Source organism: Methylophilus methylotrophus DSM 46235 = ATCC 53528, assembly GCF_000378225.1.
Classification (GTDB): Bacteria; Pseudomonadota; Gammaproteobacteria; order Burkholderiales; family Methylophilaceae; genus Methylophilus; species Methylophilus methylotrophus.
In genome coordinates, this window is sequence record NZ_KB905141.1 from 296,328 (window position 1) to 320,694 (window position 24,367).

The 24,367-nt window shown below is 48.0% G+C and carries 24 protein-coding genes and 2 tRNA genes; 12 read left to right on the forward strand and 14 right to left on the reverse strand.

Annotated elements, in window-relative coordinates; genetic code table 11:
- Positions 1 to 39 precede the first annotated feature (39 nt).
- The 7 genes from F463_RS0101415 to smc all read right to left on the reverse strand — a co-directional run bounded on the left by F463_RS0101415 (position 40) and on the right by smc (position 10,272).
- Positions 40 to 801 carry a hypothetical protein gene (locus F463_RS0101415; protein WP_018985255.1) on the reverse strand — a complete coding sequence of 254 codons (762 nt, stop codon included), beginning with the start codon at positions 799 to 801 and terminating at the stop codon, positions 40 to 42.
- A 9-nt stretch (positions 802 to 810) separates the two neighbouring features.
- Positions 811 to 1,707 (reverse strand): response regulator, encoded by an 897-nt coding sequence (locus tag F463_RS14565; RefSeq protein WP_018985256.1) that lies wholly within the window; start codon positions 1,705 to 1,707, stop codon positions 811 to 813.
- Positions 1,704 to 2,198, reverse strand: a complete 495-nt coding sequence (locus F463_RS0101425) for a hypothetical protein (RefSeq protein ID WP_018985257.1) — start codon at positions 2,196 to 2,198, stop codon at positions 1,704 to 1,706. Before F463_RS0101425 ends, F463_RS14565 begins: the two co-directional genes overlap by 4 nt.
- A gap of 197 nt (positions 2,199 to 2,395) precedes the next feature.
- Positions 2,396 to 3,199 carry a tetratricopeptide repeat protein gene (locus tag F463_RS0101430; protein WP_245545096.1) on the reverse strand — a complete coding sequence of 268 codons (804 nt, stop codon included), beginning with the start codon at positions 3,197 to 3,199 and terminating at the stop codon, positions 2,396 to 2,398.
- A gap of 76 nt (positions 3,200 to 3,275) precedes the next feature.
- On the reverse strand, positions 3,276 to 5,342 hold the full coding sequence (gene ligA / locus F463_RS0101435; protein ID WP_051082032.1) for an NAD-dependent DNA ligase LigA: 2,067 nt from the start codon (positions 5,340 to 5,342) through the stop codon (positions 3,276 to 3,278).
- A gap of 2 nt (positions 5,343 to 5,344) precedes the next feature.
- The gene (locus F463_RS0101440) at positions 5,345 to 6,709 is read right to left on the reverse strand and encodes a cell division protein ZipA C-terminal FtsZ-binding domain-containing protein (protein ID WP_018985260.1); all 1,365 of its coding nucleotides are present in this window, start codon (positions 6,707 to 6,709) and stop codon (positions 5,345 to 5,347) included.
- A 53-nt stretch (positions 6,710 to 6,762) separates the two neighbouring features.
- Positions 6,763 to 10,272, reverse strand: coding sequence for a chromosome segregation protein SMC (gene smc / locus F463_RS0101445; protein ID WP_018985261.1), 3,510 nt, complete (start codon positions 10,270 to 10,272; stop codon positions 6,763 to 6,765).
- An 86-nt stretch (positions 10,273 to 10,358) separates the two neighbouring features.
- On the opposite strand from smc, the gene queF reads away from it, so the two are divergent.
- The gene (queF, locus tag F463_RS0101450) at positions 10,359 to 10,805 is read left to right on the forward strand and encodes a preQ(1) synthase (RefSeq protein ID WP_018985262.1); all 447 of its coding nucleotides are present in this window, start codon (positions 10,359 to 10,361) and stop codon (positions 10,803 to 10,805) included.
- 167 nt (positions 10,806 to 10,972) lie between these two features.
- Here the strand turns inward: queF and F463_RS14905 are convergent, their stop codons facing one another.
- The 4 genes from F463_RS14905 to F463_RS0101470 form a co-directional block, all read right to left on the reverse strand.
- Positions 10,973 to 11,125 carry a PEP-CTERM sorting domain-containing protein gene (locus F463_RS14905; RefSeq protein WP_018985263.1) on the reverse strand — a complete coding sequence of 51 codons (153 nt, stop codon included), beginning with the start codon at positions 11,123 to 11,125 and terminating at the stop codon, positions 10,973 to 10,975.
- Between the two features lie 302 nt (positions 11,126 to 11,427).
- Positions 11,428 to 11,503, reverse strand: a tRNA-Glu gene (locus F463_RS0101460).
- An 88-nt stretch (positions 11,504 to 11,591) separates the two neighbouring features.
- Positions 11,592 to 11,667, reverse strand: a tRNA-Ala gene (locus tag F463_RS0101465).
- A gap of 178 nt (positions 11,668 to 11,845) precedes the next feature.
- A complete protein-coding gene (locus F463_RS0101470) occupies positions 11,846 to 12,376 on the reverse strand; it encodes a glutathione peroxidase (protein ID WP_018985264.1) in 531 nt (176 codons plus the stop codon).
- Between the two features lie 222 nt (positions 12,377 to 12,598).
- Between F463_RS0101470 and F463_RS15010 the strand changes: the two genes are divergently transcribed.
- Positions 12,599 to 12,772, forward strand: coding sequence for a hypothetical protein (locus F463_RS15010; protein WP_018985265.1), 174 nt, complete (start codon positions 12,599 to 12,601; stop codon positions 12,770 to 12,772).
- Between the two features lie 84 nt (positions 12,773 to 12,856).
- The gene (gene queD / locus F463_RS0101480) at positions 12,857 to 13,303 is read left to right on the forward strand and encodes a 6-carboxytetrahydropterin synthase QueD (RefSeq protein WP_018985266.1); all 447 of its coding nucleotides are present in this window, start codon (positions 12,857 to 12,859) and stop codon (positions 13,301 to 13,303) included.
- A gap of 63 nt (positions 13,304 to 13,366) precedes the next feature.
- Here queD and dnaQ read toward each other — a convergent pair whose 3' ends face one another.
- Genes dnaQ through F463_RS0101495 form a run of 3 tightly spaced genes read right to left on the reverse strand, consistent with a single transcriptional unit; the run spans position 13,367 to position 15,217 of the window.
- Positions 13,367 to 14,047, reverse strand: coding sequence for a DNA polymerase III subunit epsilon (gene dnaQ, locus F463_RS0101485; RefSeq protein ID WP_018985267.1), 681 nt, complete (start codon positions 14,045 to 14,047; stop codon positions 13,367 to 13,369).
- A 17-nt stretch (positions 14,048 to 14,064) separates the two neighbouring features.
- Entirely contained in the window at positions 14,065 to 14,481 is a 417-nt protein-coding gene (rnhA, locus tag F463_RS0101490; protein ID WP_018985268.1) for a ribonuclease HI, read from the reverse strand.
- Positions 14,471 to 15,217: a class I SAM-dependent methyltransferase gene (locus F463_RS0101495; protein WP_018985269.1), complete on the reverse strand. Its 747-nt coding sequence runs from the start codon at positions 15,215 to 15,217 to the stop codon at positions 14,471 to 14,473. Before F463_RS0101495 ends, rnhA begins: the two co-directional genes overlap by 11 nt.
- Positions 15,218 to 15,365: 148 nt before the next feature.
- On the opposite strand from F463_RS0101495, the gene gloB reads away from it, so the two are divergent.
- The 9 genes from gloB (at position 15,366) to F463_RS14915 (ending at position 24,353) form a co-directional block, all read left to right on the forward strand.
- Positions 15,366 to 16,145: a hydroxyacylglutathione hydrolase gene (gene gloB, locus F463_RS0101500; RefSeq protein WP_018985270.1), complete on the forward strand. Its 780-nt coding sequence runs from the start codon at positions 15,366 to 15,368 to the stop codon at positions 16,143 to 16,145.
- 210 nt (positions 16,146 to 16,355) lie between these two features.
- A complete protein-coding gene (locus F463_RS0101505) occupies positions 16,356 to 17,876 on the forward strand; it encodes a transglycosylase SLT domain-containing protein (protein WP_018985271.1) in 1,521 nt (506 codons plus the stop codon).
- Positions 17,877 to 17,889: 13 nt separating this feature from the next.
- The gene (locus tag F463_RS0101510; protein WP_081620774.1) at positions 17,890 to 19,587 is read left to right on the forward strand and encodes a peptide-binding protein; all 1,698 of its coding nucleotides are present in this window, start codon (positions 17,890 to 17,892) and stop codon (positions 19,585 to 19,587) included.
- Between the two features lie 3 nt (positions 19,588 to 19,590).
- The gene (locus F463_RS0101515; protein ID WP_018985273.1) at positions 19,591 to 20,616 is read left to right on the forward strand and encodes an ABC transporter permease; all 1,026 of its coding nucleotides are present in this window, start codon (positions 19,591 to 19,593) and stop codon (positions 20,614 to 20,616) included.
- A gap of 11 nt (positions 20,617 to 20,627) precedes the next feature.
- Positions 20,628 to 21,449, forward strand: coding sequence for an ABC transporter permease (locus F463_RS0101520; protein ID WP_026295208.1), 822 nt, complete (start codon positions 20,628 to 20,630; stop codon positions 21,447 to 21,449).
- Positions 21,450 to 21,481: 32 nt separating this feature from the next.
- Positions 21,482 to 22,267 carry an enoyl-ACP reductase FabI gene (locus F463_RS0101525; RefSeq protein ID WP_018985275.1) on the forward strand — a complete coding sequence of 262 codons (786 nt, stop codon included), beginning with the start codon at positions 21,482 to 21,484 and terminating at the stop codon, positions 22,265 to 22,267.
- A gap of 306 nt (positions 22,268 to 22,573) precedes the next feature.
- Positions 22,574 to 22,849 (forward strand): hypothetical protein, encoded by a 276-nt coding sequence (locus tag F463_RS14910; RefSeq protein WP_154650004.1) that lies wholly within the window; start codon positions 22,574 to 22,576, stop codon positions 22,847 to 22,849.
- A gap of 75 nt (positions 22,850 to 22,924) precedes the next feature.
- A complete protein-coding gene (locus F463_RS0101530) occupies positions 22,925 to 23,830 on the forward strand; it encodes a hypothetical protein (RefSeq protein WP_018985276.1) in 906 nt (301 codons plus the stop codon).
- Between the two features lie 76 nt (positions 23,831 to 23,906).
- Positions 23,907 to 24,353 carry a hypothetical protein gene (locus F463_RS14915; RefSeq protein ID WP_154650005.1) on the forward strand — a complete coding sequence of 149 codons (447 nt, stop codon included), beginning with the start codon at positions 23,907 to 23,909 and terminating at the stop codon, positions 24,351 to 24,353.
- The last annotated feature ends 14 nt before the right edge of the window (positions 24,354 to 24,367 follow it).

Sequence of the window (24,367 nt, forward strand, 5' to 3'; positions counted from 1 at the left end):
GCCTTCCCATCCTGATGCCCGATGAGTTGAAATACATGGTTATGAAAGGCCTATAAACCGCTCTTCAATAAATTCTTTTTCAATTGTGTTGCGGCGCATTTCATCTTGTAACGCCACCAGTTTTGCTTCAAGCGCTTGTTTTTCTTGCGTTAACACTTGAACCTCTTGTTGCAATGCGGTATCTGCGTTAGAGGAGGAGAGTGTTTGAGCAGTCATATTGCTAAGTCGCGCAATTTCTTCCTTGAGGCTCGCCATGATGCTATCTGACTCCTTAGCATCGGCTCTAGCCTTCATAACCATGGACTGGTAGCTTTCAATTCTTTTCCGCATTGCCGCCATTTCGGCATTCTCATCCATAGAAAGATAATTGCCTCTTCTTAGCTGGTGAGTAATCTCTTCCAGACTGGACTGCAACTTGGAAATTTCTTGCATGACAGATTCATGCGGTAACTCTGCATTAGACCTGGTTGATTCAGTAGATTGATTGGGTAGGAATAAATCATCAACGCATTCAAGAAGCTCTTGAGAGACCTTATCAAAGCGTTGCAACATATTGATTATCATAGGATCTGCTTGTGCAGAGTCATTCTCCATATTTGAGAAACGGCGGTCTAATATGGTGCAAAGTGTTTCAAGTTTATTGGAAGAGCTTTGGAGCTCGATATGGCATCGCCCCAAGGCATTAAAAAACTTTTCTTGTTGCAGGGTATTGCTGAGCAACAATTTAACGAGCAATACCGCCGCACCACAACTGATGATGAGTGCTAGGCTACCAACAATCTCAGTGTAACTGTAAGCCATACATGCCCCTTAGATTAGTTTAATGTAGGTCACATAACCTACACCTATTCCTGGCACAGTTAACTTATAGTCTGTACGTCCTTCGTTCGAGGCAAGAGACATTTCCAGCCGCGGGAACTGTCTGTTCACGATACTTGAACGAGCGAGTTTGAGTGGACCATTTTTGTACCCAATCGATAACCCTGCACCAAATTCATCCATAAATTTTCGTGCTTCGTCCAACTGCTCATTAGACGCAGTGCCATTTTTGACAATGGACAGAATCATTGACTGCTGATCATTGTGGACGCCCCATAATACTCCCACGGCCCCCATATCCATAATCGCCAATGCATTGACCGGAGGCGTTTTACCATTTTCACCAAATAAACCAAGGAAATTATTTTCACTGAAGTCGGCCAGTGCCAGTGGAGGGCAGGGCTCGAAAGTAAACGGTTCGCCTTTCAACAGCGTCGATAGGGTGCTTATTGTGTTTTTCAGCTCATCAGGGACTGTGCTTGCTTTCGCAGCGCCATTCAGTGGTACAAAGCGTACCAACTGTGTCCTTAAGTCCATGTCCTGAAAGGGCTTATTAATAACGAATTTCGCACCACTTTGATATGCCAACTCGATTTTTTCTTGGCTGGACTCAGTCGTTACAAACCCAATTGGAATCTTGTTTCCATAAGTCTGGGAAACATGCTGACAAAATTCAAGCCCACTGATTTTATGCATATGCCAATCAGTAATGATTAAATCTGGCTTGAACTTCTCAAGGATATCCATGGCAGATTCGGCATCGCTTGCACTCTGAATTTCCAGTTTTGGATAGTTACAGGATTCAATCACTCGTTTAATAATGCTCTGGATTGCCCGGCTGTCATCCACAATCAAAAATTTAGCTACATTGCCTGTTGATGTGCTCATGATAAAAGTACCCCTGAAAACGCATTTTTTACGTCGAATATAACGAGATTCACCAGATCTTCATTCGGCTTTTCGCTGACAAATAACCTGCTGAAAGTCGCATCTTTTTGTAATTTAAAAAACTCTTCTAATGGAATCTCTTGTGGCAGGCCCAACTCACTGTTTTTGTCCACAATCAAACCACCACCTAAAATATTGCATGTTTCTTTTTTTGCATCCTGGACGTCAGCTGCTGAAAGAGTTTCTTTAGATAAACCAAACATATGTGCAGCCACTTTAATGGCTTCTGCATCGTCCAATATCAAACCAATCGCGATTGACTCGCGTTGAGGCTGGCTATCTACAAATAGAGGTAAGATGACAGCCATGAGGTTTTCATGGCTGTGAAATGTGTAGTGATTACTTTCCTTAAATTCGAAAGTCTCGCCGCTCACAAATGACCATGACTCTGATATTTTTTTCATCATGTCAGAGGTGGGTAATAACTGCATATGGCATCTCCCTATATTGATTTGTGATGGTACACATGTTTGGAATTCACAAATTGCCGATAAATGAGATGAAATCATGCTAATCCAATCTTATTAGATCAATGTATTCGCATAATGTATATTATGTTAAATTATAGAAATACTAAAAAACTCAGCCTGTCTCAAACTGAGTTTTCGGCTACCTGCGCGTTGTAACCCTATTTCGACTTTGCGAGTAATTCATCGAGTTCAGGATCTTTGTATTGCAACGCAATCGCTTCAGCTTGTTTGATTAATTGATCAGCCCCAGCAATATCGCCTTCAGCACGTTTTACTTCGGCCCAATAAATCGCAGTCTTAGCCTCATAGAACAGACCACCATTCTCACGGGCATATTCCATCAGACGCTGATAGGTTTTACTTGCACCTACAAAATCTTTCTTGGCGGCAAACAATTTACCCAAGACTAAACTGGCTTCGGCATATTGATCAGGCGTGCCAGATTTACGCAGCATCAGCACGCCTTTGAGTTGGTACTCAATCGCTTTATCAGTCTGCTGCATTTGCTGGTAAACCAGGGCCTCATGTATATAGCTGTCCGCCCGCTCGTCATCATTCATGGCCAGCCTCTCGCCAGCTTCAAAAGCTTTTAATGACTTTGTATATTGTCCGATTTCAAAATAGGCTTCGCCAATTAAATTATGCGCAATACGGCTATAACGGCGCATCTCTTGCTGATCACTTAATTTGAGCGCCTGCTGATAGCTTTCAATAGCCAAAGCGTGCGTTTTGGCTTCAAGTTGTGCATTGCCCAACAACATATATGCGGAGATTAACTCCAGGCCATTAGGTTTGAGCGCAATGGCTTGCTTAAAACTGTCTAGCGACGCGGCATTCTGGCCTAAAGAAGATTGTGCCCGGCCCTTACATAACCAGAATCCGGCATGGTCGACGTGCTGTTCTGCGATAGTGATCGCCTGAGTGTATTGTCGATTTTTTATCGCTGCATCACATAAATCCAAGCCAGCATCTTTTGCGAAAGATTGATTTAAAATCAATATATTGATGATTAAAGCTAAAGTAATTTTAGAATTCATCTTAAAATAAATCCGGTTGTGTTGATGAAGCCTCAGAAGGCTTTTTCTCGCTATTCTTTAATGGTTGCAACATCTCAAGCAATGCCGATTCTTCCAGGATAGGGATATTCAGCTGTTGCGCTTTTTCAAGTTTGCTGCCCGCCTCCGCACCAGCCACCACGTAACTGGTTTTGGCGGAGACACTGCCGCTGACCTTGCCACCTGCAGCTTCAATCATGGCTTGCGCCTGATCGCGCTTCAGCGTAGGGAGTGTCCCGGTTAAGACGAAGGTTTTGCCGGCAAAAGCAGTCGATGTGCTCGTTTTGGTAATATCCGCCCATTGCACCCCCTGAGCCCGCATGGCAGCGATCACCTCGCGGTTATGGGGCTCATCAAAAAATTGAAAGGTAGCCTCAGCCACGACAGGACCCACATCATGGACTTGCATTAAGCTCTCGACACTGGCTTGCATCAGGGCTTCCAGGCTACCGAAATGCTGCGCAAGATCTTTGGCAGTCGCTTCGCCCACATTACGGATACCAAGCGCATAAATAAAGCGTGGCAATGTGGTGGTCTTACTCTTTTCTATGGCAGACAGCACATTTTGGGCTGACTTCTCTGCCATGCGATCCAGCCCGGCAAGCATAGGCAAGTTAAGGCGGTAAACATCATCCAGGTGATGCACCAGATTGCGCTCCACCAGTTGATCAACCAGTTTTTCACCCAGGCCTTCAATGTCCATGGCGCGACGTGATGCAAAGTGCGTGATGGCTTGTTTACGTTGCGCGGGGCAGATCAGTCCACCGGTACAGCGTGCAACCGCTTCATCTTCAAGGCGAACCACATGCGAACCGCATTCCGGACATACGGCAGGCATGACAAATAGGCGGGCATCAGCCGGACGCAACTCATGCTTGACCAAAACCACCTCCGGGATGACGTCCCCTGCCCGCCTTACCACCACAGTGTCGCCGATATGAATATCTTTGCGTCGCATCTCGTCTTCATTGTGCAACGTGGCATTGGTGACGGTGACCCCTCCCACAAACACCGGTTTTAATCGTGCGACCGGGGTAATAGCGCCCGTTCGGCCAACCTGCACAGTGATATCTTCGACCAGCGTGGTGGCTTCTTCTGCCGGGAATTTATGGGCCACCGCCCAACGCGGGGCACGCGAAACAAAGCCTAAAACATCTTGCAATTCAAAAGCATTGACTTTATAGACCACGCCATCAATGTCAAAAGGCAAACTGCTACGCTTTTCACCAATCTCGGCATAATAGTCACGCAATCCCTGTGCACCTGTTTTTAGGCCACGTAATGCAGAGACCGGGAAACGCAAATTGGTGAGGTATTGCATGGCCTCGGCATGCGAATGCAGGTCTGGCGTGCCATCACTGGCTCCCAGACCGTAGGCGAAGAAATGCAAAGGGCGTTTAGCCGTAATATTAGGATCTAACTGGCGCAGGCTCCCCGCCGCAGCATTACGTGGATTAGCAAACAGTTTGCCCCCTACTGAAGCCTGTTGCTGATTTAGTTTTTCAAAATCCTTTTTCAGCATCAATACTTCACCGCGGACCTCAAGCAGGGCCGGCGGATTGGCTATATTAAGGCAGCTTGGAATCGCACGGATAGTTTTGAGGTTATGTGTGACATTTTCTCCAGTGTAACCATCACCACGTGTGGCCCCTTGCACAAAAACGCCATGTTCATAGGTCAGTGTAATTGCCAGGCCATCGAACTTAGGCTCAACCGCATATTCGACCTGTGATTCACCTGTGCCCTCTCGAACACGCCGGTCAAAAGCTTCAAGCTCCTGATCGCTGAACGCATTATTCAGTGACAGCATGGCCTGGCGGTGTTTGACACTGTCAAAAGCCGAAACGGCTTGTCCGCCAATCCGCTGACTGGGCGAGTCTATCGTAATCAGTGCAGGATATTGCTGCTCAATCTCCAGCAGTTGCCGGTAAATGCCATCATATTCATTATCACTGACTAACGGGGCATCCAGCACATAATAGTGATAGTCGTATTCGGCAATGCGCTGCTTGAGCTGTTGTAAAAGCAGCGCAGCTTCTTGGGCTGACATCATTAAGAAAAGAGGCGTTTGGCGTGGCTACTGCCGGGAATGATCCCTTGTGCGGCCATTGCATTGGAAATATTTCTGAGCTGCTGGCGGATTTTATCCAGTTGCACGTCACCAATCGGCTTGCGATTCACATCAATCAGGCTGGCACTTAAACTACTTGCCATATTGTGTGCAATCTCAACCATATGATCAAACACCTGCAAACTATTTGGGGTGGTAGGAATATCCAGCTGAAAGGTCATGCCAGTCATCACAGCAGATTTCAACATGTCTGCAGAAAATGGTTTGCCTTCATAATTACGGACAGAGAATTCTAACTGGCCTAGTGTATTGAACAACTCGAAACGTCCCTCATCGCTCAACTGCATGCCACAGGCTTCAGCCAGCCCACGTAGCTTGGTCGCATGGAACATGCCCTGGTTGGCGAGCACATGAAACTCAACTGCCTTGTCAACCTCAATGCAGAAGGCATCAATGGACTGCGCTTGCTGTGAGGGTTCATAACCGCCCTGCCAGCTCACGGTCAGGCCTAATGCACGCGCCAACGTTTCCATGGATTTCTGGAAGCGTTTCAGGGTTTCTTCATCCACGGGACCACCCCGGTCAGCCAGCTGCAAGCTACAGGCCACCTGGCTGGCTGGAGTCTGGTCTTGCATGGCTTTGGCATCCAGACTCAATACGTCCTGCCAGTCCCCGCTGATCGAGCTTTGTGCCCACAAAGTGGCATGTTGGGGGAAAGTTCTGACCTCAGCTTGCATATCCTCCAGCTCGGCCAGCATGACACCCAAGGGTGCATCTATCAGGCCAACCCAATCCATGGCCGTGTGCACAGCAGAAGGTAGCGCTGGATTTTCTGCCACTACTTCAGGAGCTGATAACGGCTCCAATTCATTTTCTGCAGGGAGTTGTGCAACTTCAGGAATCACTTCCTGGCCAACCGGTGAAGGTATCTCAGCCGCAGGTGCTACGACTGGCTGTATGCTTGAACCAAAGTGATCAGGGTTAGACGACGGAGTTGAACCGGGCTGTTTGTTTAAATTCAAACCGCTTTTATCACTCACAGGCTTTTTAGATGAGGCGACCTGACTCACGTTAAAGTCAGGCTCAACCTTTGGAGACTGGCGCACACGAGGTTCTGACATCCAGCCCTCAACCTCTTCTGACACAGGCTGTTTTTCGGCAGTATTTCTCTTGAAGGATTCTTTTTCTTTGCTGGATGACTCAGTATCCAGCACATCGCCACGAGTATGGCTAAAGCGGTATTCAACGTCTCTGCGATATTTTTTTTCCTGCCACCAGTTAAACACCACTACTGCCAGAACGATGCTGACCCCTAGCAACACCAATATCATCCACAAATCAGACATGTGACCTTACTTATCCTTTAAAGCGCTTGCGTAATAATACAACAAAACTGACATTAAGCCGCATGCATGCGGATCGCTTCGTCAATATCTACATCGACAATCCGTGATACACCAGACTCCTGCATGGTGACGCCAATTAGCTGTTGAGACATTTCCATGGTGATTTTGTTGTGTGAGACGAAGAGAAACTGTGTTTTTTCGGACATCACGCGTACCAGCTGGCAAAAACGCTCGGTATTACTATCATCCAGCGGTGCATCCACTTCGTCCATCAGGCAGAATGGCGCTGGATTTAAACGGAACAAGGCAAATACCAGCGCCATCGCCGTTAATGCCTTTTCGCCCCCAGACAGCAATTGAATGGTGGTATTTTTCTTGCCCGGAGGCTGTGCAAAAACCTGCACGCCAGTGTCCAGGATTTCATCCCCTAGCAACTCCAACTTGGCATTTCCACCATTAAACAGTGTCTGGAACAGCTCGCCAAAATTGCGGTTGGCTTCGTCAAAGGTTGCGCGTAGTTTTCCACGTGTTTCCCGGTCAATTTTCTGTATGGCTTCATCCAGGGTTTCACTGGCCGTTAGCAAATCTTTGAGCTGGCTGTCCAAATAACCTTTGCGTTCTTTTTCTGTCGCCAGTTCTTCAATGGCTGCCATGTTCACAGGCCCCAATTGCTGGATTTGCTGTTGCAGTTTTTGCGTGACTTGTGCCTGGGTTTGTACAGATGTTAATAAATCTAGCCCTTGCTGAATGTCCTCTTCATTGAGCCCAGTTTCTGCCAGCACCTGCTGACATTGTTCTACTTGCAAACGGCATTCCTGCTGCTTGAGGCGCTTTTGCTCGACTGCATCGCGCAAAGGGTGTAATTGCTGCTCTACCTGCATGCGGTCGCGTTCCTGCTGCTGCAATGCCGCCTCTTGTTGTGCCAACTGGTTTCTGGCCTGCGCGAGTGCCTGCTCACAATGATGCTGCTGCGTGAGCGCCTGCGCCAAATTGGCTTTAAGTGCCTCCATATTACTGATGGTTAACGCTTGCTCAATTTCAGCCAGACGGTGTTGTAAATGTTCAGTCTCCTGCGCGTTGTAGACCAGACGTTGCTGCAAGTCATTGACGGCATTTTTGAGTAGAGTTTGCTCGAACTCTTGCGATTGCTGGTCCTTTTCAGCCTGTTGCACACTGTCTCGCAGATTGAAATAACGTTGCTCAGTTTGCTGTTTGTGCGATTGCGCTTCGCGTGCCGCTTGCTCCAGACCAGCGAATTGCGCTTCATATTCAGCCATCCGGCCCTGCGCCAAAGCCAGTTCATTAACCAAGCTCGCTTGTTTGGCTTCAGCCTGCGCCAAATCCTGTTGCAAGGAGGTTTGCCGGCGCACAGCGTTATCATGCGTTTGCTGAATACTTGAGACCTGCATTTGCAATTCGTGCATACTGGTCGTGAGTTGCTTGATACGCTGATGCGATTGCTGCTGCTGTTGGCGAATGGCTTGCAAATCCTGTTCTATGCGCTGCGTAAGCTGCTGGCTTGAGAAAACGGCTTTTTGTGCAGGCTCAAGATCAGCCTGCAGGCTATCCAGATGCTGTTGCCGTTCCAAGACCCCTTGCATGTGCGTCTGGCGTCCGTGATACACCACACTATACCGCTGGTAAACATCACCATTTCTTGTCAGTAATGATACGCCAACGGGCAACTGGGACTGATACTGTGCCAGTTGCTGCATATCTTCCAGGACGTACACACCCGCCAGCCAATGTTGCAAGGCACCAGCCACAGCGGGTTGCTTGATTGTCAACAAACTATATAAGCTGGGCAATCCCTGCCATTGCGTAGCGCTAGCTTCACTCACCTCAGCTGGCTGTGCAACCGCCAGTGCCGCTTGCGGATGGGGCCACTGCGCCCAACCGGACAATTCCTCGGGCAACAAGGCATTCAGTTTATTGCCGAGAAACGCTTCCAGTGCCGATTGCCAATCAGACTGAATCTGCACAGCCTGCCATAGGCGAGGTACCGATTGCAGGCCTGTTTTTTGCAACCAGGGTCCCAACTGCTGGTCTTGCTTGGTGCTTTGCTGCAATTTCTGCAGGGACTGAATTTCAGCTTCCAGCTGATGCAAGTTTCGCTGTGCCTGCTGCCAGTCTTGCCTGGCCTGTTGCAAGGCTTGCTGCTGGCTGCCCTCCTGGCTACGCAGCTGACTTAACGATTGCTCTTCATTGTCCAGCGCAGCTTGCTGGTCAGTTAACTGCTGTTGATAAAGCGACATTACCTGCATATCCGGTAATGTCCACTGTTCTAATTCACGCTGCAATTGCTGTAACCGCTGTGATACCTCATTAAGGTTGCGTTGTAAGAAGTGCGCATTATTTTGCTCCAGTTGCGTCTGCTGACGGCTGTGCTGCACAGCCTGTTGTGCCTGATGCGCCGCTTGCTGGACGAGTTGCAACTGTGCAAACTGCTGGGGCAAGTCCTGTTGCAACATCCGTAACGCCTCTGCCTTCTCGGCAACCGTTATTTCTGCGAGGGCAAGGGCTGCTGTCTTCTCAGACAATTGCGTCTGTAACTGCTGATATTGCTGGCCACCGCGTTCACGCTGCGCGAGTAATTGCTGCTGCTGTTGCAATAAACGGTCACGCGCTTCTTCGGACTGCTTGACCTGCAAGGAAAGATTAGACACCTGCGCATTGGCTTCATAAAAGGCGGCTTGTGCAGTGTGCAACTCGTTGGAGGCATCTTGGTGCTGTTGTCGGCTCAACTCCAGTTGCAGTTCACTACTGCGTAAAGCCGCCATTTGGGCTTCAAGTCCATTCACGGCCTTTTCTACCGCTTGCGAAGCAGCTTCATAAGCCAGCACAGCATCTCTCTTACGCAACCACCACCACTGCGCCTCAGCTAGCTTAAAGGCTGCCTGCAAAGCATGGTATTTTTGTGTGACTACTGCTTGGGCCTCAAGCTTGATAATCTGTTTATTGAGTTCACGAGAAATGTCCTCTACTCGTTCCAGATTCTCGCGCGTATCACGTAACCTGAGTTCGGTCTCCCGCCTGCGCTCCTTATATTTGCTGATGCCGGCTGCCTCTTCGAGGAACACTCGCAACTCTTCCGGCCGAGCTTCTACAATCCGTGAAATCGTATTCTGGCCGATAATCGCATAAGCCCGCCCACCAAGGCCAGTACCCAAGAATAGGTCTGCAACATCGCGCCTGCGCACTGCAATATTATTGATGTAATACGTCGAGCCTTTATCTCGCTCAATCACTCGTTTGACGGAGATTTCGGCATACTGGCTCCACTCACCGCTCGCGCCGCCAAGGCTGTTATCAAAAATCAGTTCAACACTGGCACGCGAAATGGGTTTTCGGTTGGATGATCCGTTGAAAATCACGGCATCCATAGCATCGGCACGCATTTCTTTTGCTGATGATTCACCAAGCACCCAACGCACTGATTCCATGACATTAGATTTGCCACAGCCGTTAGGACCAACCACCCCTACACGCTGCCCATGCAGGTGAATGGTGGTCGGATCGACAAAAGACTTGAACCCCGCAAGTTTTAAATGTGTCAGACGCAAAGTGAGAAAACCGCTTATAAGAATTTGAATGCTAGCTTAAGCGTTATAATACCCACTTTTACCAAGAAACAATCAAGAAGAGTGCAATGAACGAACATTTACTCGGTGGCAAACCAACTGCCCAACCCACCAAAACACTGGAAACTTTTGATAACCCCAACCCAAGCCGAGATTTTCATATTCATATGGAAATCCCGGAGTTTACCTGCCTGTGCCCAAAAACCGGCCAACCTGATTTCGCAGTGATTTACCTGGACTACATTCCGAATAAATTATGCGTGGAATTGAAAAGTCTGAAACTTTATATGTGGTCGTTCCGTGATGAGGGCTGCTTCCATGAAGCCGTGACCAACCAGATTCTGGATGACTTGGTTGCTGCGATTGATCCAAAATTTATGCGTGTCACCGCCAAATTCTATGTGCGTGGCGGGATCTTTACCAATGTCGTGGCAGAACATCGCGCGGTGGGTTGGCAACCTCAACCATATGTAGAGTTATCGCAATTTTCTGCACAAAGCAACATCCGCGGATAAAGGCTGGATCAATCAATAAAAAGCCCGGCATGCCGAGCTTTCTGCAATTTAGCGATCACCCTGTCTCAAGCCATCAGGCCTGCAAGATATATATGGCATTCATACACATGAAAAAGCCCCACATCAAGTGAGGCTCAGCAGGCTTTCACGGCATAGTGCAATTCGCACTATTTCTTTTTAGCAACGATCACCCCAATCAGCCCCAGGCCAAGCGCAATCAAGCTTACACTTTCGGGTTCTGTGACAGAGAGTGGACCAGCGGCGGCATAAGCACCAGTACTAACCAACAGCCCGATTAGCAACGTTATTTTCGATAGCATATTTTGTTCCTTTTTATTTTTATGAAGTACTGCATATCACCAGTCGGCATGCATTGATAGGTTTAACGTTCTATCAGCCTAAATCTTTAACGTTCAAACCAAGGGAGGCGCAGGAGACATTTCCCAAACTGACAGCCCAACCGCGACATATCCTTAATGGCTAGATTTGTAAGGTGCTCGTACCGGATTGCGATTGAGAGAGTATTAAAAGTAAATTAGAAAGGCTGATGCACGGATGGCAAATTGCCATCATGGATTTTTTAAATTATTGAGTTTTATTGCTAGAAATCACTGAGTGATTTTGGCGTCCCCACGGGGATTCGAACCCCGGTCGCCTCCGTGAAAGGGAGGTGTCCTAGGCCTCTAGACGATGGGGACCTAAGAAATTTAACAACCCGTGCATTATACCAGTTTTGCAAATAATTAAAATATTTATTTTATAAAAAATTCAATATTTTCAATCACTTGGTGGAGATAAGCGGGATCGAACCGCTGACCTCTTGCATGCCATGCAAGCGCTCTCCCAGCTGAGCTATACCCCCGAATCTCTGGTATTGCAGTTCTTTGTTTTGCAGTGCAATTCAAAGAAGGCGCCATATTAATGATGGCTAGAAGTCTTGTCAACGCCTTTCACAACAAAACTTGAAAAAAACTTCATATCGTTTTGTTTTCTATGGCGATTGCTCAAATATTCAGCAAGCGCCAAGGATACGAAAGAAATTATTTGAGGTAAGGTTTGATCTTGCCCAGGATATCTTCACTCTCTGGCCGCGTCATGCTATTAAATGAGTAAACCTTCTGGCCACCAGGCAAAATGACATATTTATAGAAATTCCACTGAGGCGCCTGGCCGGTTTGCTTGATAAGTTGCTGGTAAAGGGAGTTTGCGTTACTGCCTGTGACATTGGATTTCTCTACCATGGGAAACTTGACAGAATAGGTCAGTTTGCAGAAGTCACCAATCTGCTTGTTATTGCCTGGCTCTTGCCTGAAATCATTTGAAGGGAAACCAATAATGACCAGGCCTTTATCTTTATATTGTTCATATAAGGACTCCAGCGCTTCGAATTGTGGTGTGAAACCACATTTACTGGCGGTATTGACCACAAGCACAGGTTTGTCTTGAAATTGACAAAAATCGACAGTTTGACCCTGCAAGGTTTTAAATTGATGCTGGTACATAGGTAAACACTCTGCCTTGGCCAACGGTATACCAAGCAACCCCAACAACATGAATATCAAACCTCGCATTGTATCTCTCCTGTTAATCATCTTTATGTTATGCGTTTACAGACAACCAGTTAGCTTGATTGTTCTGCATGAAAGGCGCATATTTTACTTTTTTTAATACGTGCCGTTAATAATATTGTAAGAAACAAAAAACATCATTGGCATAGTCTATGCTAGGAATGTTTTAAGAACATAAAGGACTGACATGTTTGAGTGAATCAACAACACGAAGAGGAGTAAATCATGTTACAAAAAACCACACCTACCGACAAATTTAAAAAAATCGACCAAATGCTGGAAGATTTTGCCGGTGATGAGATGGACGATTTTGATACTGGCTACAGTAGCTATGAAAAAAGTCACAAGCACTACTCTGCCGACGAAGATGCATTAATGAACTTTGACGACTTGTACTAATAGCATTATCAACCAGACAAACGCTGTTTAACCATCCTCAGCAACATGCGCAGCGAGCGTAATGGTTACTGATATAATAGCAGGATGGAAATTACTACACGCTTGGAATTTGATGCCGGACATCGTATTCCTGATCACAAGAGTCAATGCCGCAATTTACACGGCCATCGTTACGCCATAGAAATTACCCTGTCAGGGGATATTATCCAGGCTGAACACGCTTCAGAAAATGGAATGGTGATGGATTTTGCCGACGTGAAACGTATTGCCCGTGAAACCATAGTCGACCGCTGGGACCACGCCTTTCTGGTTTACCAAGATGATGTCGCTGTTCTAGACTTCCTGAACAGCCTGCCCAACCATAAAACCATAGTCTTCCCCACAATTCCAACTGCCGAAAACATGGCAGCAGAAGCCTTTAAGTTACTTAAGGCACAGTACCGGGATACTTTTGGTAATCACTTGAAACTCGTCAGAGTTCGCCTGTATGAAACACCGAACAGCTGGACGGATGCTTTCGACCAGGTGTAGTTTTTTCAAGAAAAAGCATCGCCTTCCCTTGGCAGAATCGTTTCCCTTTACTCTAACTCGCCATCACCATGGCGAAGCGCCTGATTTGGTCAGTCCTTCAACATATTGTTGATGTGCAACCAACTCTTCTTTATCTGCCGTCACCAATTTGATCATAGACAAATCCACCGTCAGGCTGGTCTGGCTCACATGCTCCACAGGACTGGATAAGTCCATCAGCAGACTTTCCTGGCCACGCGTCATCGCGATATAGACTTCAGCCAGCAATTCCGCATCGAGTAAGGCGCCGTGCAATGTTCGCTGAGAGTTATCTATCCCATAGTGGCGACACAAGGCGTCGAGGTTGTTACGTTGGCCCGGGCGCAATTCCTTGGCCATTTTCAGGGTATCAATAATACCGCTGATATATGATTCCAGCTTATCCAGGTTTAGTCTGGCCAACTCCATGTTCAGGAAGCCGACGTCAAATGGCGCATTATGGATAATCAGCTCGGCACCCCGAATGAACTCAATAAACTCTTCAGCGATGGACGCAAACAAAGGTTTATCTTGCAGGAATTCAAGCGAGATGCCATGTACCTCTTGCGCACCAGGATCAATCTCCCGTTCTGGATTGATATAGATATGAAAGTGACGCTGTGTAGGACGCCGATTAAAAATTTCCACAGCCGCAATTTCGATAATGCGATGTCCCTGATCGGGATACAAGCCTGTCGTTTCTGTATCGAGAAAAATTTGCCTCATGAAATACCCCTATCCCGTCAAACTGTCAGTACACCTTGATTCGCCAAGGCATCTGCGCGTTCGTTACCTTCATTACCGGCATGTCCACGGACCCATATCCATTCAATCTGGTGTGGCTGGGCCAGGGCTTCCAGTATTTGCCATAGGTCAGCATTTTTTACCGGTTTTTTGTCTGCAGTGCGCCATTGCTTTTGCTTCCATCCCGGCAACCATTCAGTCATGCCTTTTTGTACATAGCTGGAATCGGTATAAATTTTGATATGAGAGGGTTTCTTAAGCGCTTGGAGACCTTGAATCACCGCTGTGAGCTCCATCCGATTATTGGTGGTTAACGCTTCACCGCCATATAGCGACTTCTCGTGGGGCCCGGCTTTGAGCCAAACCCCCCAACCACCGACGCCAGGGTTGCCTTTGCAAGCACCATCAGCGTACATTTCTATCCATTGTTGATTTGACATCCGCGCATTCTAACTGTTTTTGCGTGTGTTTTTGTATGCCGGAGTGGCCTTTTCGCACTTGCAAAGCCGGATTAAGCGGCAACTTTTTCCACTCCGGCTTGAGCAGGCGTACGTTCAATACCCTTTTTTTTGCGATCAAGAAATATACACCGCCTGTTGCCCCACAGCTGTGTTTCCCCCACCGCTCCAGCCAAGATTGCCGTGCCAACCAGACGGGGTCATTCACTGGGAGTGCGTGCACCAGCCTGCCACTTTGCACGACTTCGAATCCCAATACATTCAGCCAATCACGCAAGCGCCAAGCCGTAAATAGCCGTCGAAATTGACCAGCTTGCTTGAATTGCCCAAACCTGGCACGTACCCCCAGGTAACTGAAAGGACAAATGCCAGTCAATATCAATGTTCCCTCCGGTAGCAGCACGCGAAATGCCTCACGCAAGGTTTGTTGCGGATCCGCACATTGCTCCAGCACATGTGGCATACAAACTAAATCTACCGAATGCTCGGCAAAAGGCAAATATTCACTTTCACTCAATAGGGAGGCATTGGGGCTGGCCATCTGTTGCAGTGAGAACTTGTAAGGAATGCGGCAGCTTTCCAACAAGTCATACGCAGGCCAGCCTATTTGCAAGGCATGAAAGCCAAACACATCGGCGACAGTTTGGGCGTATAGCGCCGCTTCATGCTGCGCAATATATTGGCCCAATGCCATTGTTTCAAAGCCAGTGGATTTTAAAACAGTCGTTTCAGAGGAAGCAGGCCGGCTAGGTGACAAGGTAGGCTCCGAAAATGCAAGTAATAATAGATCGCCAAAATTAGGTGCATCTTGACAATCATGACCATTTTTTCAATGATGCGGGATGCAAGAAACTTCTGCAAGCATAGAAATCGTTCCGCTACCGGCATTTAGCGACAATTACTTATGGTTAATACACGATGAAAAGCACGCACTGATTGTTGACCCAGGTGACGCTGAGGTGGTTGAAAGTGCTTTAAAAACTCGCAATCTACAGCTCGATGCGATTTTACTCACGCACCATCATGCTGACCACACAGACGGTGCCGCCTCACTGCAACAGCACTGGCAATGCCCGGTATACGCACCTAACTCTGATCACAAGGCTTACGAAGCACTACAGGCAAGGCGAGTCAAAGCCGGTGACCATATTGAGTTCGAGCACTTTCGCGCGCTTTCTTGCGAAATTTTAGGTTTGCCCGGCCATACACTGGACCACATTGCCTACTATATCGGCCATCACCATCTTTTTAGTGGAGATGTCTTGTTTGGTGCCGGTTGTGGGCGCTTGTTTGAAGGGACGCCTTCGCAGATGTATGCCTCCCTGCAAACTATCGCAACCTTGCCTGAAGAAACTCTGATTTATCCGGCCCACGAATATACTGCGCACAATATCGCATTTGCGCGTACCATAGAACCTGGCAATGCACAATTGAAACAAAGGGCACATGATGCAGCATCCTTACGTGCACAGCACTTACCCACCCTTCCAACCAATCTGCGTTTAGAGCTGGCGACCAATCCATTTTTACGTTGTGAGGAAATCTCGCGACATCCTGAATTCAAGGGCCGTCCTGCCATTGATGTATTTACCGAGCTACGTAGTCGCCGGAATGACTTTTAGGCCAGTCATCGTGCATACACAAAGCTCGCCTGCCTGCAAGGGCTTGTCTCGCAATGAAATTGACGTAGAATGATGTCCTCCTTAAAGCGCTTATGTGCGTTAGGCCAATCACGCGCTGGTTGGCTTGACCTAACCAGCCAATCGAGTTTACCAATACCCGTGCAAGTTTTACCTGCTTGTGCACCAGCTTCAGGACTAAGTATTACCGTCATGCGTTTTAAAAAAATATTGCTCTGTGTCGCCCTTTCTGCCACCCCCTTGTGGGCCGTCGCAGAATACGTTGAACCGGCAACATTATCCGTTGACAATGACAGTAGTTACGATGAAAGTTATGGTGGGCCTGAATCGGAAAGTTACAGCTCCAGCTATCAGTTTGAAGATTCGTTGACCTTGCAGGAAAGCCTGTGGGATCGAGTTCGTGACGGTTTCAATATGCCAGATATTGATTCGGTATACACCAACAAACACGAGCAATGGTATGCATCCCGCCCTGATTACGTCTCGCGCATGTTGGAGCGCAGTAAAAAATACCTCTACCACATTGTTGTAGAGGTCGAAAAAAGAGGGATGCCGACCGAAATCGCACTGCTGCCCATGATTGAAAGCGGCTTTAACCCCAAAGCACTTTCCACCAGCAAGGCTTCCGGCATCTGGCAGTTTATCCCCTCTACCGGCAAGGACTTTGGCCTCAAACAAAACTACTGGAAAGACTCGCGCAAGGATGTGACGGCCGCCACGCAGGCTGCACTTAATTATCTGCAAAAACTCCATACCATGTTTGGCGCCTGGGACCTTGCACTGGCTGCTTATAATGCTGGTGAAGGTACTGTTGCGCGCGCCATAGAACGTAACCGCCGCCTGGGATTACCCACCGACTACCAACATTTGTCACTCCCAGATGAAACCCGCAATTACGTCCCTAAATTGCAGGCCATCAAAAATATTATTTTCCGCCCCGAAGAATACGGCCTGACGCTCAATGAAATCCCAAATAAGCCTTACTTCACGACTGTAGAAGCGCCCAACAAGATTGATGCAAAATTGGCCGCAGAACTGGCTGGCATTTCGCTCGAGGAATTTAACGCACTGAATCCTAGCTTTACCCGTCCGGTGCTGATTACTGAAAAGAGCCACCAGAAATTATTGTTGCCTACCTGGGCAGCCAGCAACTTCACTAACAACCTCAATGGCTATAACCGCCCACTGTCCAGCTGGCACAGTTACCACCCTAAAAAAGGTGAACGCCTGGGTGCGATTGCAAACCGCTTTGGTATCAGTATTTACGAGCTCAGCGCGACCAACAACCTGAAACCGAACCGCAACCTGATTGTGCGGCGCCCACTATTAGTACCAGCCAGTCTGCAGTCCGGCTTGACCCGGCCAATAGACGTCGCCAGCATGGCGAAATTATCCGTCGAGGTACCAGTAGAAAAAGAATCCTCCGCTAAATCTGTTACTATTTCACACAAAGTGAAACAGGGCGATACGCTTGGGAAACTGGCTAAACGTTATGGCATCAGCAGCAAACAGATCATGCAGCAGAATCACCTAAAATCCACAGCATTATCCATTGGGCAGGTATTGCAGATGGAAAAACAGCAAGGCGGTGCCAACATGAGCAGCAAATCGACGCATAAAACCTCGGCTAATCGTGGCTCAAAAAGCCAGGCATCCTCACATAAGAAAACAAGCAGTACACATCGTAAAAAAACCTCCTCCAGCAAACATTAACGCACCCTGAATCATGACAAATCGATTGTCCAGCGAGTATTCCTTGTGCAAAAAACCACTGGCGGCACCAAGTCAGAGATGGGTGGCATACTTACTGTGTGTCGGTTTGGTCGCCTGCAGTACAGACACACCTGATCACAGCGCAAAATTTTTTGACCAATCCTATCCAGCGCAGCCTGGCGGCACGCTGATCAGCGCCATGCCTTCAGACCCCAGTAGCATGATCGGCATGGTTGCGGGCGAGTCTGCATCGCTGGCCATCGGTTCTTATCTGTTTAACTCTTTACTCAAATATGACCAGAACCTTGATCTGGCTGGGGAGCTTGCGGAGTCCTGGCAAGTGGCCGATGACAAAAAAACCATCACATTCAAACTCAAACCTGACTTGCAGTGGGCAGATGGCAAGCCACTGACAAGTGCGGATATCTTATTTACCTGGCAATTGATCACGGATGAAAACACGCATAGTCCTTATGCCTCGGATTACCAGTTAGTGACCAAGGCAGAAGCACCTGATGCACGCACCTTTATCGTCCACTACTCACAGCCTTTTGCACCAGCGCTTGAGAGCTGGGCCAGCCTGCAGGTGTTGCCAAAACACAAGCTTGCTGGTCAGGATATCCGCACCACCAGTTTTGCGCAAAAGCCGCTGGGTAGCCATTACTACCAGTTAAAGGAATGGCGACATGGTGAATATATCAAGCTGGAGAAAAACCCTAAATCAGTATTAGGACCGGCCAATATCGATCACTTGATCGAGCGCATCATTCCAGACCCTGCCGCACAGTTCCTCGAATTGATGGCGGACAATATAGACAGCATGAGCATGGATCCGATTACCTATGCGCGCATTATTCCTTCCAGACCTGCTTTACAAGCACGCCTGAATCAATTTAAAGAGTTAGGCAATAGCTACACCTATTTGGGGTTTAATCTTAAACGCAAACCTTTTGATGATTTGCGTGTTCGCAAAGCAATTAATTACGCTATCGATAAGCAAGAGATTATCGATGGCGTTTACCTGGGCCTGGGCATTACCATCGCCTCCCCTTACAAGCCAGGCACGCGCTGGAGTAATCCGGATTTAATACCGTATACTTTTGATCCGGCTAAAGCCAAACAATTTTTGGCAGAAGCTGGATTTGAAGACACCAATGGCGACGGCGTTGTCGACCGTGACGGAAAAAAATTATCGTTTGAAATCCTTACCAACCTGGGCAATAAACAGCGCGAAAAGACGGCGGTGATTATCCAGCGCCGTTTAAAAGAGGTGGGCATAGAAACACATATCCGTACCCTGGAATGGGCCAGCCTGTTGACTAACTTTATCAAACCAGGTGACTTTGACGCGGTGGTGATGGGCTGGGGCTTGGGTCTCGACCCTGATCAATACAACATCTGGCACTCCAGCCAGCAAAAACCTGGCCAGTTTAATTTCATTGGTTACAACAATCCAGCTGTCGACAAATTGCTTGAGCAAGGCCGCCTTGAATTTGACCCCGAAAAGCGCATGCAAATTTACCATGAATTTGCCAAAGTTCTCTATGAAGACAGCCCACTGGTCTACCTCTCTGCAGGCTACGGTCTGACGGCCATTCATAAACGTGTACAAGGCATCATGAACCCGGTGCCGCCCGCAGGAGTCAGTTATGATTCTCAAAAGTGGTATATTCCACAGCCATTAAGGCGCACGCAAATACAGGCAGAATAAACGATGTTGGCTTACCTGATCAGACGCGTACTATGGATGATTCCGATGTTGATCGGCATCAGTCTGATTTCTTTTTTCATTATGCACCTGGCCCCTGGCGACATCACCAGTAGTGAAGCCGCTTTTGATCCCAAATCCTCAGAAGAATCCAGGCAAAAACTGCGTGAACTTTATCACTTAGACAAACCCATCATCGTCCAATATGGACTATGGCTGGAACGTATGGTACACCTCGATTTCGGTCATTCTTTTGCCAGCCACCAGAAACCGGTTTTTTGGGCAGAAACCGATAAAGAAGGCAATACAACACCAGGCATGATCCAGGAAGCCCTGCCGATCACCTTACTCATGAATATCACAGGGTTAATGTTGACGCTGATATTGGCAGTGCCACTGGGTGTGATCGCGGCCAAAAAATATGGACGTTGGCCGGACCGCAGTATCACGCTATTCAATTTTATCGGTTTCTCTATCCCGGGCTTCTGGCTTTCACTTCTGCTGATGTATTGGTTGGGGGTGATCCACCCCTGGTTCCCGATTTCTGGCCTGCATAGCCTCAATTATGCGCAACTGGATTTCTGGCAAAAATGCCAGGACCTATTTATGCATTTATTCCTGCCAGTAGTGATTCCGGCCATCACCGGCCTGGCAGGCGTCACCATGTTTATTAAAAATGGTATGCTTGATGTATTAAGCCAGGACTATGTCACCACCGCCCGTGCTAAAGGCCTGAGTGACAGAACCGTCACCTACCGCCATGCCTTGCGGAATGCCCTGCTCCCATTGATCACACTCATAGGCTTATCCCTACCCGGCCTGATCGGTGGCTCTGTGATTGCCGAAACCATTTTTGCCATTCCCGGCATGGGCAAACTTTTTTATGAAGCCGTGATGATGCGTGACTTCCCGGTGGTCATGGGCATACTCACTATTGGTTCTGCGCTCACGCTGGCTGGTAACTTGCTGGCAGATCTTGCTTATGCCTGGGCGGACCCTCGTCTGCGCAAAGGCGTGATCCCACAACGCTAGGCAAAATGACGATGAGAAGAATCCTGCAAAATCCTTTAGCGCTAACCGGTCTCTGCCTAATAGGGGTCATCCTGCTATTAGCCCTGCTCGCCCCATGGATCGCCCCTTATGATCCAGATGCTATAGACGTCAAGCACATTCTCCTTGCACCTTCCGGCCAACACTGGATGGGCACGGACGGGCTTGGCCGCGACGTATGGAGCCGCATGTTGTTTGGCGGACGCGTTTCATTATTGGTTGGCTTGGTGGCCGTGGGTATTTCTACCGTCATTGGCGTCATTCTTGGCGCATTGGCCGGTTATTACCGCGGATGGGTAGATACTGTCATCATGCGCCTGGTCGATATCATGCTCTCCATCCCCAGCTTCTTCCTGATTCTGGCTGTCATTGCCTTTTTGAGCCCATCTATCACCAACGTCATGATTGTTATCGGCCTCACCTCCTGGATGAGCGTCACCCGCCTGGTCCGGGCAGAATTCCTGAGCCTGACCCAACGCGAATTTGTCATGGCTTCTACCGCACTAGGGGCCCAGGATTGGCGCATCATCTTCAAACATTGCCTGCCTAACAGCATGACACCTGTATTGGTCAGTGTGGTACTAGGCATTGCCAGCGCCGTGCTGCTTGAGTCGGGGCTGAGCTTCCTGGGCCTAGGCGTACAGCCACCACAAGCCTCGTGGGGCAACATCCTCACCGATGGCAAAGAGTATATCCAGTTTGCCTGGTGGCTCTCGCTCTACCCTGGACTTGCCATATTAATTACCGTGTTAGGGTATAATCTGCTCGGCGAAGGTTTGCGTGACGTGTTTGACCCGCGTTCTAACACACGCTAACCGCATTAACTAACAAACACACAGGAACAAGCATGGCATTTCTTGCTGGAAAAAAAATCCTGATTGCCGGTTTGCTAAGCAACCGTTCAATCGCTTATGGCATTGCAGCCGCAATGAAACGTGAAGGGGCCGAGCTAGCCTTTACCTATCAAGTCGACAAACACGAAAAGCGTGTGCGCGACCTGGCTGCTGACTTCGAATCCGAGATCGTTTTACCGTGTGACGTCGCCGAAGATGCACAAATCGACAACCTGTTTGTCGAACTGGCTAAAGTCTGGGATGGCCTCGATGGCCTGGTGCACTCCATCGCTTTTGTGCCTAAAGTCGCGCTGGATGGTGACTACCTCGATAATATCGACCGCGAATACTTCCGTATCGCCCACGACATCAGCTCCTACAGCTTCTCCGGCATGGCCAAGGCCGCCTACCCGATGATGCAAGGCCGCAACGGCAGCCTGTTGACCATCAGCTACCTGGGTGCTGAACGCACTATGCCAAACTACAACGTCATGGGCGTAGCCAAAGCCAGCTTGGAAGCGAATGTACGCTACCTGGCACAAAGCCTGGGCCCACGCGGCATCCGCGTCAATGCAGTTTCTGCGGGCCCAATCAAAACCCTGGCCGCTTCAGGCATTGCCGACTTCGACAAAATGATCGGCTTCAACGAAAAACACGCCGCCCTGCGCCGCAATGTGACTATTGAAGAAGTTGGGAACGTTGCTGCTTTCCTGGCAAGCGACCTGGCTTCTGGCGTCACAGGTGAAATCACTTATGTAGATGGTGGTATGAACATCACTGCTGCAGGTCAGATCGATTAAGACAATCTGTTAGCAAAAAATAAAACGCCTGAGCTGTCAAAAGTCAGGCGTTTTTTTTATAGTTCATTTCAGAATACTTGCTTTATTTAACAACACTGCGCTAAATTACTTAGAGCTGACTCAATAGCAATATAAAACATAAGTAAATAGCAAGGTGCACTAAACTAAAATTTTATTGCAATAATGGTGTACGAAATTATATAACAAGTTGAATTTTATTCATTAATTAGTATTTAAATATTATATACCCCATTCTAAATAAAACTTTAGGTTTGACTTTGGGGTCTGATTTACGTTAGGTATCTCATGAAGTGGATTGTCGGCATAGCTAAGATATTTGCAACCTGCTTTCTTGCAATTCTTTGCACAGCATCCGTGGAGTACATTAGTACAAATCTTTTATTGAATGCCATTTATCCAAATCAACCCCTACCAGAAAATGATTTAGGTGTTGGTTTTGCAATACTGCCGCTTGCCATCGTAGTTTTTATTTTAGTTTTTCCTTTATCAATTTACATTTGCTGGAAAATCACAACTGTCGTCGTTAATAAACTTCAACATGTTCATGCAAAACAAGCTTAGCCAAATACCTAACCCATCCATCAAGCGGGACGCGCTAAAGCGCGCCCCTTATGTCAAACGTTAGAACTTTCCAGTATGACCTACCAAGCCAACCAGAATGCTGTTTGCTTTGAAGATCTGAAAACGGCCGCACTGTATTTCGACAGCGTGATTCCTGTTTCCTTTTCCTCTATGCACGGGCGGGGTGAAGGCAACGATGTCCTATTCAAACTTCCCGAAGATGTTTCTGGTGAAGTTCTTGTTCACCTGCTATTTGGTGTTACGCCAACTAGCTCGTCTGAGAAGTGGACTTACCTCGGGAAATACATCGACTCATGGGATGCATTCATAAAGGCAATACACCCCGCGCGAAAGCGATTCGCAAACAACTATGAGGACGTCAGGGAAATTTATCTGAACGACGTTTCTCTCGGAAGTCAGTCATCCGTGCGGGAGGAGTTTAGAAAGCTCACTAAAGCTCTTGGAAAGTCTTATGCCACGGTCGTGCTTCCACAAGACGAACCATCACCTGACGATGCTCCATACGCAGCATTGACACTATCAGGTATCCCTCTTGTTGATACCTCCTGCGCATCATGGGAACAGATTCTGGAGCTTCGAAAAGACCCCGACGCACGAGCAAAGCTACGCAATCTGCGTTTGTTCTTTCATAACAACTATCAAGGAAAGCCCGCCGCGTTCGTAGTTGATGACTTGGGGCGTCGCCTTGATGAATACACGGCTACACGCAAACGGCTTGGATTCGAATCTGTCACGGGCTGTATTTCATCGCTTTTGGATGCAAAGAGCGTACAGGCTGCCGCTGCGACGGGTATCGCTGCTGCATTCGTTGGCGGCCCTTTAGCAGCCGTAAGTTCAGCGGTCTTTGTTGAGCTTGGAAGCGTAGCTCTCGAATTCTCAAAGAAACGCTTTGCAGTACGAGAGTTTGAGAATGCTCATGAGTTGGCTTACGTCATTGAAGCTCAGAAGGCCTTTAAATGAAATTTCTAACTCATCATTCCACCGGACCTGTGCGAAAAGCTGCGCAGGCCGGTGAATTCAAACGTTAGGAGGCTATGTGAGCACCAAGAACATTGACCCACTGCATTGGTTCGGCTCTGCCTTTACAGCCTCTACGGTTCTTTGTCTTTTCAGCATGGTTGCCACATTTTTTATAAAAACAGATAGCACCGCGTTGGGCACCTTATACTGGCAGGTTATTCTTGGCTTCTCATATACCCCTGCAATTCTTGTTTGCTCAATACCTCTCACTTGGGTTACCTGGCGACTCATTAAAAACTACCAGTTAAGCAAAGTATTTTCAGCTCTGACGGTTGGGGTAAGTACAGCATTGCTCGTAGCCGCTTCTAACCTTCCATATTTTGTAAGTGTGCATTTGTCGCCAGTACCTTATGATCTACTAGTTGTTACAGCGGGCGTGGCTTTAAACATCGCGGCCTTTTTATGGCTATCGTCGCCATCTAACCCATCTTTCAACCGGGACGCGCTAAAGCGCGCCCGTTAATTCAAACCTTAGAG